The 12,615-nt window shown below is 70.5% G+C and carries 15 protein-coding genes; 4 read left to right on the top strand and 11 right to left on the bottom strand.

Annotation, left to right across the window (positions count from 1 at the left end; translation table 11 throughout):
- The 3 genes from QE428_RS02450 to QE428_RS02460 are packed head-to-tail and all read left to right on the top strand — an operon-like array spanning position 1 to position 2,742.
- Positions 1-978, top strand: coding sequence for a branched-chain amino acid ABC transporter permease (locus tag QE428_RS02450; RefSeq protein ID WP_091356507.1), 978 nt, complete (start codon positions 1-3; stop codon positions 976-978).
- Entirely contained in the window at positions 968-1,972 is a 1,005-nt protein-coding gene (locus QE428_RS02455) for an ABC transporter ATP-binding protein (protein WP_307462652.1), read from the top strand. The genes QE428_RS02450 and QE428_RS02455 overlap by 11 nt, the downstream gene beginning before the upstream one ends.
- Positions 1,969-2,742, top strand: coding sequence for an ABC transporter ATP-binding protein (locus QE428_RS02460; RefSeq protein ID WP_091356510.1), 774 nt, complete (start codon positions 1,969-1,971; stop codon positions 2,740-2,742). The genes QE428_RS02455 and QE428_RS02460 overlap by 4 nt, the downstream gene beginning before the upstream one ends.
- A gap of 132 nt (positions 2,743-2,874) precedes the next feature.
- Here QE428_RS02460 and QE428_RS02465 read toward each other — a convergent pair whose 3' ends face one another.
- The 3 genes from QE428_RS02465 to groES all read right to left on the bottom strand — a co-directional run bounded on the left by QE428_RS02465 (position 2,875) and on the right by groES (position 5,664).
- Positions 2,875-4,143 (bottom strand): ABC transporter substrate-binding protein, encoded by a 1,269-nt coding sequence (locus tag QE428_RS02465; RefSeq protein WP_307462655.1) that lies wholly within the window; start codon positions 4,141-4,143, stop codon positions 2,875-2,877.
- Positions 4,144-4,298: 155 nt separating this feature from the next.
- On the bottom strand, positions 4,299-5,237 hold the full coding sequence (gene rarD / locus QE428_RS02470; RefSeq protein WP_091356517.1) for an EamA family transporter RarD: 939 nt from the start codon (positions 5,235-5,237) through the stop codon (positions 4,299-4,301).
- 130 nt (positions 5,238-5,367) lie between these two features.
- Positions 5,368-5,664: a co-chaperone GroES gene (gene groES, locus QE428_RS02475; protein WP_017203655.1), complete on the bottom strand. Its 297-nt coding sequence runs from the start codon at positions 5,662-5,664 to the stop codon at positions 5,368-5,370.
- A 151-nt stretch (positions 5,665-5,815) separates the two neighbouring features.
- Here groES and QE428_RS02480 point away from each other — a divergent pair, with 151 nt between their 5' ends.
- Positions 5,816-7,015 (top strand): SAM-dependent methyltransferase, encoded by a 1,200-nt coding sequence (locus QE428_RS02480; protein ID WP_307462659.1) that lies wholly within the window; start codon positions 5,816-5,818, stop codon positions 7,013-7,015.
- A gap of 1 nt (position 7,016) precedes the next feature.
- Here the strand turns inward: QE428_RS02480 and QE428_RS02485 are convergent, their stop codons facing one another.
- The 8 genes from QE428_RS02485 to QE428_RS02520 form a co-directional block, all read right to left on the bottom strand.
- Positions 7,017-7,511, bottom strand: a complete 495-nt coding sequence (locus QE428_RS02485) for a hypothetical protein (RefSeq protein ID WP_091356525.1) — start codon at positions 7,509-7,511, stop codon at positions 7,017-7,019.
- The gene (gene tsaD, locus QE428_RS02490) at positions 7,508-8,566 is read right to left on the bottom strand and encodes a tRNA (adenosine(37)-N6)-threonylcarbamoyltransferase complex transferase subunit TsaD (RefSeq protein WP_133399296.1); all 1,059 of its coding nucleotides are present in this window, start codon (positions 8,564-8,566) and stop codon (positions 7,508-7,510) included. The genes QE428_RS02485 and tsaD overlap by 4 nt, the downstream gene beginning before the upstream one ends.
- 1 nt (position 8,567) lies before the next feature.
- On the bottom strand, positions 8,568-9,065 hold the full coding sequence (rimI, locus tag QE428_RS02495) for a ribosomal protein S18-alanine N-acetyltransferase (RefSeq protein ID WP_307462662.1): 498 nt from the start codon (positions 9,063-9,065) through the stop codon (positions 8,568-8,570).
- Positions 9,062-9,730 (bottom strand): tRNA (adenosine(37)-N6)-threonylcarbamoyltransferase complex dimerization subunit type 1 TsaB, encoded by a 669-nt coding sequence (gene tsaB / locus QE428_RS02500; protein ID WP_307462664.1) that lies wholly within the window; start codon positions 9,728-9,730, stop codon positions 9,062-9,064. The genes rimI and tsaB overlap by 4 nt, the downstream gene beginning before the upstream one ends.
- 39 nt (positions 9,731-9,769) lie before the next feature.
- Complete coding sequence (tsaE, locus tag QE428_RS02505) at positions 9,770-10,273, bottom strand: tRNA (adenosine(37)-N6)-threonylcarbamoyltransferase complex ATPase subunit type 1 TsaE (protein WP_307462666.1); 504 nt, start codon at positions 10,271-10,273, stop codon at positions 9,770-9,772.
- Positions 10,270-11,394 (bottom strand): alanine racemase, encoded by a 1,125-nt coding sequence (gene alr / locus QE428_RS02510; protein WP_307462668.1) that lies wholly within the window; start codon positions 11,392-11,394, stop codon positions 10,270-10,272. The genes tsaE and alr overlap by 4 nt, the downstream gene beginning before the upstream one ends.
- The gene (locus tag QE428_RS02515) at positions 11,391-11,747 is read right to left on the bottom strand and encodes a holo-ACP synthase (RefSeq protein WP_091356546.1); all 357 of its coding nucleotides are present in this window, start codon (positions 11,745-11,747) and stop codon (positions 11,391-11,393) included. Before QE428_RS02515 ends, alr begins: the two co-directional genes overlap by 4 nt.
- A 265-nt stretch (positions 11,748-12,012) precedes the next feature.
- The gene (locus QE428_RS02520) at positions 12,013-12,600 is read right to left on the bottom strand and encodes a low molecular weight phosphatase family protein (protein WP_307462671.1); all 588 of its coding nucleotides are present in this window, start codon (positions 12,598-12,600) and stop codon (positions 12,013-12,015) included.
- Positions 12,601-12,615: the final 15 nt, after the last annotated feature.

The raw sequence follows: 12,615 nt of genomic DNA on the forward strand, positions 1-12,615 counted from the left end.
GTGGACTGGGGTGCCATCGTCGGAAACACGCTCAGCTATCTGCTGAGTCCCATCACCATCGCGTACGCCCTCGCGGCGACCGGCTTGGCCGTGCACTTCGGCTACGCCGGCCTGCTGAACTTCGGCATGGCGGGCTTCATGGCCCTCGGCGGCTACGGCTACGCGATCTCCGTCCTCAGCTTCGGTCTGCCGTGGTGGCTGGGGATGATCATCGGGCTCCTGCTCGCGGCCGTCTTCGCTCTCGTGCTCGGCATCCCGACCCTGCGTCTTCGTGCCGACTACCTCGCGATCGTGACGATCGCGGCGGCGGAGATCGTCCGACTCCTCTTCACCACGCAGGTGTTCGACGAGTACACGAACTCGGCCGACGGTCTCGGCAACTACCACGGCGGATTCCGGGATGCGAACCCGTTCCCCGACGGCACGTACGGCTTCGGACCGTGGACGTTCAACGCGGACGGCCTGTGGGTGCGCGTGTTCGGACTCCTGATGCTGGCGATCGCGCTGTTCGTGGTCTGGTCCCTGGTGCGCAGCCCCTGGGGTCGCGTCCTCAAGGGCATCCGCGAGGACGAGGACGCGATCCGCGCTCTCGGCAAGAACGTCTTCGCCTACAAGATGCAGGCGCTCGTGGTGGGTGGCATGATCGGCGCCCTCGGCGGCATCGTGTTCGTGCTGCCCTCGGCGGTCGTCCCCTCCAGCTACACGACGTCGCTCACGTTCTTCCTCTGGACGATCCTGCTGCTCGGCGGCGCAGCGACCATCTTCGGCCCGTCGATCGGCGCCGTCCTCTTCTGGATGGTCATGGCGCTGCTCGGCAACATGCTCCCCGAGCTCGCGTCGCAGGGATTCCTGCCGATGACGAGCATCCAGGCCGGTACGCTCCGCTTCATCCTCGTCGGAGTCGCGCTGATGCTGCTGGTCATCTTCCGACCGCAGGGCCTTCTCGGCAACAAGAAGGAGATGACCTTTGTCAAGTGATCTGACCCCCGACAACCCGGCCGCGACGGCAGCGCCGACCGGGTCGGTCCGTCGCCCGAAGACCACCGGTCTCGCCAAAGGCGACAACGTCCCCGGCGTCGCGAAGAACGACCCGATCCTCGTGATCGATGACGTCCAGCGTCGCTTCGGCGGACTGACGGCAGTGGATGTCGAGCACCTCGAGATCCCTCGCAACGCGATCACCGCACTCATCGGGCCTAATGGCGCCGGCAAGACCACGCTGTTCAACCTCCTCTGCGGCTTCGACAAGCCCAACAGCGGGCGCTGGTCGTACGACGGCAAGAACCTCGCCGGAATCCCGGCCTTCAAGGTCGCCCGGATGGGCCAGGTCCGCACCTTCCAGCTCACCAAGGCGCTCGCGCTGCTCACCGTGCTCGAGAACATGAAACTCGGCGCACCCGGACAGCGCGGCGAGAAGTTCTGGCAGAGCTTCGTGCCGAAGCTGTGGCGCACGCAGGAGAAGCAGATCGAGGAGAAGGCCCGCGGCCTCCTCGCGCGGTTCAAGCTCGACGCCAAGGAGAAGGACTTCGCCGCGAGCCTCTCTGGCGGACAGCGGAAGCTCCTCGAGATGGCGCGCGCGCTCATGAGCGACCCGAACCTGGTCATGCTCGATGAGCCCATGGCCGGTGTGAACCCGGCTCTGACGCAGTCGCTCCTCGACCACATCCTCGACCTGAAGGAGCTCGGCATGACCGTGCTCTTCGTCGAGCACGACATGCACATGGTCCGTCACATCGCCGACTGGGTCGTCGTGATGGCCGAGGGCAAGGTCGTGGCCGAAGGACCGCCCGACACCGTGATGCAGGACAAGGCGGTCATCGACGCCTACCTCGGCAGTCACCAGGATGTCGATCTCGGCGTCGTGACCGGCCGCGTCCCGGGCGAGCTGGACGAGTCCGCTCGCGAGATGCTCGCGGAGATCGAAGAAGAGGAGGCGTCCTCGATCGCGGACGCCGAGAAAGAGGACAAATGACCGAGGCATCCGGAGCGACCTCCCCTCAGGTCGGCGCGGTCGACGATCGCGAGATCGTCGTCGAGGTCCGCGATCTGCTGGCCGGCTACCTGCCGGGCATCAACATCATCAACAACGCGAACCTGGTCGCCCGCAAGGGTGAGCTGATCGGCATCATCGGCCCGAACGGCGCCGGCAAGTCGACACTCCTCAAATCCATCTTCGGCATGGTCAAGGTGCGCGGCGGCGAGATCAACGTCGACGGCGAGAGCATCATCGGGCTGAAGTCCGACAGCCTCGTGCGTCGAGGCGTGGCGTTCGTCCCGCAGACCAACAACGTCTTCCCGTCGCTCTCGATCGAGGAGAACCTGCAGATGGGGCTGTACCAGCGCCCCAGCGCCTACAAGGAGCGGCTCGAATTCGTCACGTCGATCTTCGCCGAGCTGGGCAAGCGCCTGAAGCAGCGCGCCGGCTCTCTCTCGGGCGGTGAACGGCAGATGGTCGCCATGTCGCGGGCCCTCATGATGAACCCGTCGGTCCTCCTCCTCGACGAGCCGAGCGCCGGCCTCTCCCCCGTCCGCCAGGACGACGCCTTCATCCGCGTCTCGGACATCAACAAGGCCGGGGTGACCACGATCATGGTCGAGCAGAACGCTCGTCGCTGCCTGCAGATCTGCGACCGCGGGTACGTGCTCGACCAGGGTCGTGACGCCTACGAGGGCACGGGCCGCGAGCTCCTGAACGACCCGAAGGTGATCGGCCTCTACCTCGGCACCCTCGGCACCGACTGACTGATCACCTCACGACGACGCCCCCGCAGCTTCGGCTGACGGGGGCTTCGTCCTGTGCGGCATCCGCTACGCGCGCAGAAAGAAGGCGACCCCCGGGGAGTGATCCCCGGGGGTCGCCTTCAGTGACGCGTGTCAGTTGATGCGCGTGTGGGTGTTGTCGGCGCCGTACTGGAAGATGCCGATGGTGGCCTCGGTCGGGTCGCCCTTCTCGTCGAAGGTGATCGGACCGGAGTAGCCGTCGTAGTCCGCAACGCCGCCGCCGAGGATGATGTCGGCGCACTCCGCGAACGTCGTGCACTTGGTGCCGTCACCGCTGCCGCCGGAGACCTCCTGCAGCTTGCCGGCGATCGCCGGGCCGGTGGCGTCGTTGGCCGCCAGCGCGCCGAGGGCCAGCAGGACGGCGGCGTCGTACGACTCAGCCGCGTAGGACTGGTCCTCGAGCTCGCTGTTACCCGCAGCGGTCCAGGCGGTGTTCAGCCGCTCGACGAAGTCGTCCTCGAGCACGGGTCCAGGGGTCGTGCCCTGAGCACCCTCGAGCGAGACGCTGACGTCGTCGCCCCACTGCTTGAGGTTTCCGTCGACCAGGTAGAAGTTCTTCGCGTCCTGACCGGCGTTGACCAGCAGCGGCGCGATCGTGGCGAACTCGTCGAACGTGATCGCGACGATGGCGTCGGGGTTCTCCGCGGCCACCGTGGCGACCTGGGCGTCGAACGAGGTGTCGCCGGTGTTGAACGAGGCCTCCGCGACCACCTCGCCTCCGGTGCCCTCGAACACCTCCTTGACCACGTTGCGCAGGCCCGTGCCGTACGCGTCGTTGATGTAGATGATGCCGATCGTGCTCTTGCCGTCTTCGGCGATCTTGTTCGCGAGGACCTCGCCCTGGAGCAGGTCGCTCGGCGCGGTGCGCCAGTAGAGGTTGTCGTCGTCCCAGTCGGTGAAGTCGGGCGACGTGTTGGCGGGCGAGAAGGTGATGATGCCCTCGGACACGTTGCTGTCCAGGAAGAGCTTGCTGACGCCGGATGCCGCGGCACCGATCATCGCCGAGACGCCCTCGTTCTGGAGGCGGGGCACGGTGGTCTCGTACGCCTTGTTGTCGGTGTCACCCGAGTCACCGGCGCTGAGGTCGACCGTGATGCCCTTCTTCGCCTCGTTGATCTCGTTGACGGCGAGGAGCACACCGGCCTCTTCGGGCGGGCCGAGGAAGGCGAGGCTTCCCGTCTGGGGCAGAACCGTCCCGAGCTTGAGCGTGAGCTCGTCGCGCTCGACGGCGGGGCCGCTGGAGGCCGAGGATGCCGGTGCGGTCGGGGAGCCGGCACAGCCGGCGAGGACGAGGGCGGTCGCGCTGGCGAGGGCGATGCCGCCCATGGCCTTCGCAACGCGCGATCGGGTGAAGACGGACATTGTGCTCCTTGCTGTGGTGACACGGGTCGAATCGGGCCCGGCCCGGTGTGATCAACCTAGCGGTGAGCCCGTCTCCGCAATGTTGCCGTTCGTTAACGATGTGCAACGAGGTGGGCACGCTCCCATAACGGCGGGGAAAGCGGCATCCGGCGGCGTCAGACCGGGTCGGGTACGGCTGTCACCGCGCGGGCACGTTCGCGGCGGGAGGCCAGGAGCGAGTCCACCGCGAACACCGCGATGGCGACCCAGACGAGACCGAATCCGATCCACCGCTCGAACGGCATGGGCTCCTGCAGGATGAGCACGCCCGTAAGGAACTGCATGACCGGCGCGATGAACTGCAGGATGCCGACCACGGTCAGCGACGTGCGCCTGGCACCGGCGGAGAAGAAGAGCAGCGGGATGGCGGTGACGGCGCCGGCGAGCAGGAGGAGGACCATGTGGCCGGAGCCTTCGCGCCCCATCGTGAGCCCCGACGTCACTCCGACCGCGACGAGCTGGATGACGGCGATGGGAACGAGCCAGAACGATTCGAGTGTGAGGCCGCTGACGGCATCCACCGAGGGTCCGATCCGCTTCTTGACGAGACCGTACGTCGCGAAACTCGCCGCGAGGGCGAGGGCGATCCACGGCACGTCTCCGACCGCGACGATGATGACGACGACGGCCGCGACGGCGATGCCGACGGCGACCCACTGCGCGGGGCGCAGGCGCTCCTTCAGAACGAGCACGCCGAGGAGGACGGTGGCGATCGGGTTGATGAAGTAGCCGAGGCTCGTCTCCACGACATGACCGGTCAGGGTGCCGATGAGGAACACCTGCCAGTTGACGTAGATGAGCAGGCCGGCGACGAGCGTCCAGAGCATGAGCCGTCGGTCCCGGAGGATGGCGCGCATCCGCCCCCAGCCGCGGGTGACGGCGATCAGCGCGACGCAGAAGACGAGGCTCAGCACGATGCGCCAGCCGACGACCTCCCACGGCGTCGTGGGGGCGAGGCTGACGAAGTAGAGCGGGAGGAAGCCCCAGAGAACGTAGGCCGAGAAGACGAAGACACCGCCGAGGGACTTCTCGCGGGCGGCATCCTCAGGTGTCATGAGTACGAGCCTACGACGGTCATGACACCGCCGTCAGCACCGTGACTGCCGACGTTCGCGCGGATCCTGCCAGGGGAAGACGCAGGGCCCGGATGCCGAAGCATCCGGGCCCTGTGAAAGGTGCTGCGTGTCAGCGGACGACGACCGCGAGGACGTCGCGAGCCGAGAGCACGAGGAACTCGTCGGCGCCGAACTTGACCTCGGTGCCGCCGTACTTGCTGTACAGAACGCGGTCGCCGACGGCGACGTCGAGCGGAACGCGGTTGCCGTTGTCGTCGATGCGGCCGGGGCCCACGGCCACGACCTCGCCCTCCTGGGGCTTCTCCTTGGCGGTGTCAGGGATGACCAGGCCACTTGCGGTGGTCTGCTCGGCCTCGACCTGCTTGATGACGATGCGGTCTTCGAGCGGCTTGATGGAAACCGACACGTTCTACCTCTTTCTTGCTGGTGGGGTCCTGCTTCAAGACTCATCAGCACTCGCTTACCGAGAGTGCTAACGAAAGTCTAGGGCGCGGCTGGCACTCATGCAACGCGAGTGCCAACAGTGATCGGGATGCCGGTGCGCCTAGGCTGGCCGGATGGAACAGGCCGAGCTGACCGCCCTCCTGACACCGCAGGGATTGCGCATGGTCGACGAGGTCGGACCCCTGGCATCCACCACCGAGGTCGCCGCCGCCGTCTCGCGTCTGCGCGCCGCGGGCCACTCCCCCGACCTGGTGTCCGCCGTCGTCGGACAGGCCCACCTGCGGGTGCGGGCCGCCGCGAAGTTCGGCCCGTTCGCGGACCGTATGCTCTTCACCCGCGCGGGACTCGAGCAGGCCACACGCCTCGAGGTCGCCGCGCGTCACGCGGGGCGATTCCGGGATGCCGGGGTGCAGCGCGTCGCGGACCTCGGCTGCGGCATCGGGGGCGATGCCCTCGGCCTGGCGGGCCTGGGGCTCGACGTCCTGGCCGTCGACGCGGATGAGACCACCGCAGCCCTGGCGGCTTACAACCTCGCACCGTTCGGCGAGGCGGTCACCATCCGGAGCGGCCTCGCCGAGGAGACCGACCTCGACGGCTGGGACGCCGTCTGGCTCGACCCGGCCCGCCGCACCGCGGGTCACTCCGAGACCTCGCGCACCCGGCCGGAGGACTGGTCGCCGTCGCTGGAGTGGGCTTTCGCACTGGCGGAGCGGATGCCGGTGGGCATCAAGCTCGGACCGGGACTCGACCGCGACCTCATCCCCGAAGGGGTGGAGGCGCAGTGGATCAGCGTCGACGGCTCGACCGTCGAGCTCGTGCTCTGGTCGGGGTCGCTGCGGCGCGAGGGTGTGCGGCGGTCGGCTCTCGTCATCCGCGGCGGTTCGGCAGCGGAGCTCGCCGCCCCGGCCGACTCCCCCGATGAGCCGGTCCGCGAGCTCGGCGCGTTCCTCCACGAACCGGAGGGCGCGGTCATCCGCGCTCGCCTGATCGGCGAGGTGGCGCGAGACCTGCACGCAGGCATGGTCGCCGACGGCATCGCCTACCTGACGTCGGATGCCGCGCTGACGAATCCGTTCGTGCAGTCGTTCCGCGTGCGCGAGGTCCTGCCGGTGAAGGTGCCGGCGATCAACGCCGCCCTGCAGGCGAACGGGATCGGCACCGTCGAGATCAAGAAGCGCGGCGTGGATGTCGATCCGGCGCAGTTCCGCCGCAAGCTCACGCTGCGCGGAGACGCGTCGGCGACGCTCATCCTCACGCGACTCGGCGAGGGTCCGAAGGCGAAGCGAGTCGCGGTTCTGGCCGACCGGGTCTGACTCAGCCGAAGAGCGCGCCCTGGGTCCCTGCCCACCACAGCCAGCCGGCGCTGTACAGGAGCGACCCGACGCTGAGTCCCAGGCCCCAGAGAGCTGTCTCGCGCTTCTCCCACGGGCGGCGGAGCGCGAGGACGGCGAGGACGACGCCGATCACCCCGACCGGGAAGCCCCAGCCGACGAAGCACGCGAGGATCAGGCCGAGCCCGCCGAACAGCACCGACCATCCGGCACTTCGCGGCAGCACCGGCGTCGGCGGGATCCACCGCACGTCGGGCGAGGCGTCCTCGGCCGGGTCCGGGTGCACCGCCAGGGGCGGGGCGACGGGGAGCGGTTGCGTCAGCTCGCGCCGGAAGCCGCCGCGGTGGGCACCGGGGAGGGCGGAGTCGGTCGGTGCGGGCGCGACGTCCTCCGACGCCGGCTCGACCACAGGCCCCTGAGACGGGGAGGCGGGACCCTGCGTCGAAGCGGTGGGGCGCGGCATCCGCTCGTCGGTCATGACGACGCCGCCACCTGGATCGTGGTGACCGGCAGGGTGGAGTCGGCACCGAAGGCGAGGGTCGAGGCGGGGCGGCCGCTCATGATGAGCTCCGAGGCGAGCGCGGCGATCATGGCGCCGTTGTCGGTGCAGAGCGAGAGCGGCGGGATGCGGACGGAGACCCCAGCGGCCTCGGCGCGCTCGAGGGCGACGTCGCGCAGGCGCTTGTTCGCGATGACGCCGCCACCCAGCAGCAGGCGCGGCACTCCGTGGCGGGCGCAGGCGTCGAGGGCCTTGGTGACGAGGACGTCGACGACCGCTTCGCGGAAGGATGCCGCGACGTCCGGCACCGACACGGGTTCCCCCGTCGCCTCGTGCTGCTCGACCCACCGCGCGACGGCGGTCTTGAGACCCGAGAACGAGAAGTCGTACCGATGCTCGGCCATGTCGGACGCGCGGGACATGCCGCGCGGGAACCGGATGGCGTTCGGATCTCCGGATGCTGCGGCGCGGTCGATCTCGGGTCCGCCGGGATACGGCAGGCCGAGGATGCGGGCGATCTTGTCGAAGGCCTCGCCGGCGGCGTCGTCCATCGTCTCGCCGAGGAGCTCGACGTCCGAGACGAGGTCGCGGACGAGCAGGAGCGAGGTGTGTCCGCCGCTGACGAGCAGGGCGACGGTGGGGTACTCGACCTCGTCGCCGGTGAGGATGTCGGCGGCGATGTGGCCGACGAGGTGGTTCACGGCGTAGAGCGGCTTGTCGATGCTGACGGCGAGCGCCTTCGCGGCGCCGACGCCGACCATGAGGGCGCCGGCGAGGCCGGGGCCGCTCGTGACGGCGACCGCGTCGATGTCGGCGAGGGTGACCTGCGCCTCGGCGAGCGCCGCCTCGATCGCAGGCTGCAGCGCCTCGAGGTGCGCGCGGGCGGCGACCTCGGGCACGACGCCGCCGTAGCGGGCGTGCTCGTCCATCGAGCTCGCGATCGTGTTCGACAGCAGGGTGCGGCCGCGGACGATGCCGATGCCGGTCTCGTCGCAGCTCGTCTCGATACCCAGCACGAGGGGTTCGCGCGTCATGTCAGCACCAGCCCTTCTCGGCCGTCGGGGCGGCCGTCGTGCGCGCCTCCCAGGCGACGAGGTTCAGCTGCATGACGACCGCGTCGACGTCGTCGGGCTGGTAGTAGCGGGGGCGGCGGCCGACCTCGACGAATCCCTCCGACAGGTACAGCGCGGTGGCGCCGGGGTTGTCGGCTCGGACCTCGAGGAACATCTCGCGGGCGCCGCGACTGCGGGCGGTCGTCAGCAGTTCGCGCAGGAGCGCGCGGCCTCGACCGTGACCCCGCGCGTCGGCGGCGATCGCGATGGTCTGGATGTCGGCATCCGCTGCGCCCTGCACGGCCCGCACACCGCCGTAGCCGACGAGGCGACCCGCCTCGACGTCGACGACGTAGCGGCCGTGGGGAGAGGCGAGCTCGCCGGCCATGAGCGCGTCGCTCCACGCGTCGGTCGGGAATGAGGCGCGCTCGAGGCGCATGATGTCGTCGAGGTCGTCGCCGGTGGCGGTGCGGAGGGTCACTGGCCGACCTTCTTCCGCGGGCCGGGCATCGTGACGTCGGGGGCGCGCAGGTACAGCGGCTCGCCGAGGTCCTCGACGCGGCCGGCGGCCACGGCGCGCGCCGCGACGAGGGCGACCATCGTGCCCGGGATGACCGTCGTGTCGCGCCGCTCGGCTCCGTGCTCTGCGAGCGCCGCGTCGATGTCGTCGCGCTTGACGAGCGTCGCCTCGGTGATGCGCACCGGCAGGCCGTCGTCGTCGATCCCGCCGTAGACCGTGAACGCGAACTCCTTGCGGCGCGCGTCGGTCACGACCGCGAAGCGGGGCACGTCGGCGAACGGGTCGGCGAGCAGCACCGCGAGGGCGGCCGCGTCGTGGCTGCGCACCGGGACGACCGGGATGCCGCGGCCCAGGGCGAACGCGCGCGCCGCCGCGATCCCGACTCGCAGCCCCGTGAACGGGCCGGGGCCCATGCCCGCGGCGACGTGGGTCAGGGCTACAGGCTCGGGAGCTCCGGTCGCGCCGATGGGGCCGTGCGCGGCATCCGTCATCACCGTCTCGAGCAGCGTGCCGATGATCTCGGCGTGGCCGAGGGCGTCGGCGCTGGCGGCATCGGCCCGAACGGCACCGTCGGCGTCGGTGACGGCGACGGCCGTGCCGAGGGAGGTGTCGATGCCGAGAATCACAGGGTCAAGGGTATCCGGGCGAGCGGATGCCGCGCCGCGTCAGGAGCGTCGCGTGACGGTGACGATGCGGGGAGCGGCGTCCTCGAGCTCCGCGGCGTAGTGGCCGGTCGTGCCGCAGGCGTTGTCGATGCCGGTGCCGCTCCAGCCGCGCTCGATCTCGAGCTCCCACCAGGAGTCCACGAGACCATCGACCATGCCGCGGCCCCATTCGACGATCGTGACGGAGTTGTCGGGGTCGAGGCCGAGGTCGTCGAGCTCGGCGGGCGAGCCGAGCCGGTAGGCGTCGACGTGCACGAGGGGCGGGCCGCCCACCTCGGACGGGTGCGTGCGCGCGATGACGAACGTGGGGCTCTGCACGGGACCGCGGATGCCGAGACCCGCGCCGATCCCGCGGGTCAGGGTCGTCTTGCCCGCCCCGAGCGGACCGGTCAGCACGATGAGGTCACCGGCGGTGAGGACGGCGCCGAGCTCGCGGCCGAGCGCCTCCATGCCGTCCGGTGAGGCGATCTCGCGGCGCCCCTCGAACTGCTCGATGCCGGTCATGACCGCACCTCCCGCCGCGGCACGCGCGGTCCGATGCGTGTGACGATCTCGTAGTTGATGGTGTGCGCCGCATCGGCCCAGTCGGTCGCGGACGGGACGCCGGTCGCCGGGTCGCCGAAGAGCACGGCCTCGTCGCCGACCTCGACGGGCTCGTCGCCCGCGTCGACGACGAACTGGTCCATCGCGATGCGGCCGGCGACGGGGAACGTCCGCCCGCCGATCGAGACGGGACCCGCTCCGGATGCCGCGCGCGGCACTCCGTCGGCGTATCCGACCGAGATGAGCGCGAGGGTCGACTCGTGCGCTGTGCGGTGCAGGTAGCCGTACGAGACGCCCTGACCAGCGGGGACGCGGCGGACGGCGGCGACCGAGGCGCGGAGCGTCATGGCGGGACGCAGGCCGAGGTCGGCCGAGGAGCGATCCTCGAACGGCGACAGGCCGTAGATCGCGACGCCCAGGCGGACGCAGCCGAGCCGAGCCTCGGGGAGGCCGATGGCGGCGTGCGAGGCCGCGATGTGACGCAGCCGCGGGCGGAGGCCCGCTCCCTCCGCGGCCGCCTGCGCGACCGTGAACCGCGAGAGCGCGGTGCGGTCATCGGCGTCCGAGGTGTTGGAGAGGTGACTGAAGATGCCGAGCACGCGGATGCGACCCTCGCGCTCGAACCGGGCGGCCTCAGCGAACACGACCCCGTAGTCGGCGGGGGCGATGCCGTTGCGGCCGAGGCCGGTCTCGACCTTGAGCTGGACGGTCACGGGGCGACCCGGCGATCCGGCCCGTGCGGCGGCGCGGAGCTGCTCGAGGCTCGAAACGCCGAGCTCGATGCGGGCAGCGGCGGCAGCGGCGAAATCGGCGCCCGGCGCGTGGAGCCAGGCGAGCACGGGCGCGTCGATCCCGGCATCCCGCAGCTGCAGCGCCTCGGGGATGTCGGCGACCGCGAGGCGCGCCGCTCCCCCGGCGAGGGCCGCGCGACCCGAGCGCTCCGCACCGTGACCGTAGCCGTCGGCCTTGACCACGGCGATGACCTCGGACTCGGTGAGCCGAGCGAGGTGGCGGACGTTGTGCTCGATGGCGCCGACGTCGATCACCGCTTCACGGGCCACGCCCTGCGGCATCCGGCTCATGACGCGGACTCCGCGATGACGTACGCCGTCGCGAGTCCCGCATCGTGCGAGAGCGACAGGTGGACGGTCTGGATGCCGCGGCCCGCGACGGTCGCCGCCGTCTCACCCGACAGCGCGAAGACGGGGCGGCCCGAGGGCTCGGAGGCCACCTCGATGTCGGTCCAGTGCACACCCTCGGAACCGCCGAGCGCCTTGATGAGCGCTTCCTTCGCGGCGTAGCGGGCCGCCAGGGAATGGGGCTTCAGGGTCTGCTCGGAGGCCGTGAACAGCCGGGTCATGAGCTTCGGGGTGCGCTCGATCGAGCGCTCGAACCGCGGGATGTCGACGAGGTCGACACCGATTCCGATGATCATCCCGCCTCCTGTCGCCGCGCTCTACGGCATCAGATGAGGATATCGGGCGCGGCTCAGTCGACGGCGAGGCGGGGCGGCGTTGCAGAGCACACGCCGCGTTCGAGACGAGCGCGCCTGCGGCGGCGCGGCGAATCACCACCCGCGTGCCGAGTCACCAGGCGCTGGCACGCATTCGGGTGGTGATTCGGCGCGTCGCTGGTGATTCGGCCTCAGGGTTCGCGGCGGCGCGCGCGGCGGGGGTGCGCGGGGCGCGCGCGGGCGCGGCTCAGGCGACGGCGAGGCGCACGACGCGTTCGACGGCGTCGAGGCCCGGCGCGAGCTGCGCGTTCGAGCGCGCATACGTCTCGCGGGAACGTCCGTAGGGGTCGACGACGTCGTCATCGAGGGGCTCGCCGGGCGGCAGGACGAGGCCCCGCTGCCCGGCGAGGACGGCGAGCGCACCACGCAGCCGCTCGCGGGGATCGCTGCCCGTCGCACCGGCCCGGAGCGCGTCGTCGGAGGTCGCGGCGGCGAGTCGTTCGAACTCGCGGATGGTGAAGGCCGACCGGAGCTTCGACGGGGCGAGCTCAACGATCCCGCGCCGGTGCTCTCGGTCCATCGCGAGCACGAGGTCGGGCTCCTGAAGGAGGCCCTCCGTCAGATAGCGCGAGCCGTGGGCTTGGATGCGATCGGCGGGCACGCCGTACCCTGCCGCCAGCTCGGCGGCTTCGACCGGCATCCGGTCACCGCCGCGGGCGCGCACACCGGCGCTCGTCGCGGTCACCCCGAGGTCCCCGAGACGGTGCTGCAGAACGAGCGCTGCCAGCGGCGAGCGGCAGATGTTGCCCGTGCAGACGGTCAGGATGTGGATCACGCGGTACCCCTTCGG

Source organism: Microbacterium sp. SORGH_AS_0505 (assembly GCF_030818715.1).
GTDB lineage: Bacteria > Actinomycetota > Actinomycetes > Actinomycetales > Microbacteriaceae > Microbacterium.

What these genes read in the sequence shown, in the direction of transcription:
- QE428_RS02460 (WP_091356510.1), top strand. Translation starts at nt 1,969, where the DNA reads ATGACCGAGGCATCCGGAGCGACCTCCCCTCAGGTCGGCGCGGTCGAC.
- QE428_RS02465 (WP_307462655.1), bottom strand. Translation starts at nt 4,143, where the DNA reads ATGTCCGTCTTCACCCGATCGCGCGTTGCGAAGGCCATGGGCGGCATC.
- rarD (WP_091356517.1), bottom strand. Translation starts at nt 5,237, where the DNA reads ATGACACCTGAGGATGCCGCCCGCGAGAAGTCCCTCGGCGGTGTCTTC.
- QE428_RS02480 (WP_307462659.1), top strand. Translation starts at nt 5,816, where the DNA reads ATGGAACAGGCCGAGCTGACCGCCCTCCTGACACCGCAGGGATTGCGC.
- QE428_RS02485 (WP_091356525.1), bottom strand. Translation starts at nt 7,511, where the DNA reads ATGACCGACGAGCGGATGCCGCGCCCCACCGCTTCGACGCAGGGTCCC.
- tsaD (WP_133399296.1), bottom strand. Translation starts at nt 8,566, where the DNA reads ATGACGCGCGAACCCCTCGTGCTGGGTATCGAGACGAGCTGCGACGAG.
- tsaE (WP_307462666.1), bottom strand. Translation starts at nt 10,273, where the DNA reads ATGACCGGCATCGAGCAGTTCGAGGGGCGCCGCGAGATCGCCTCACCG.
- alr (WP_307462668.1), bottom strand. Translation starts at nt 11,394, where the DNA reads ATGAGCCGGATGCCGCAGGGCGTGGCCCGTGAAGCGGTGATCGACGTC.
- QE428_RS02515 (WP_091356546.1), bottom strand. Translation starts at nt 11,747, where the DNA reads ATGATCATCGGAATCGGTGTCGACCTCGTCGACATCCCGCGGTTCGAG.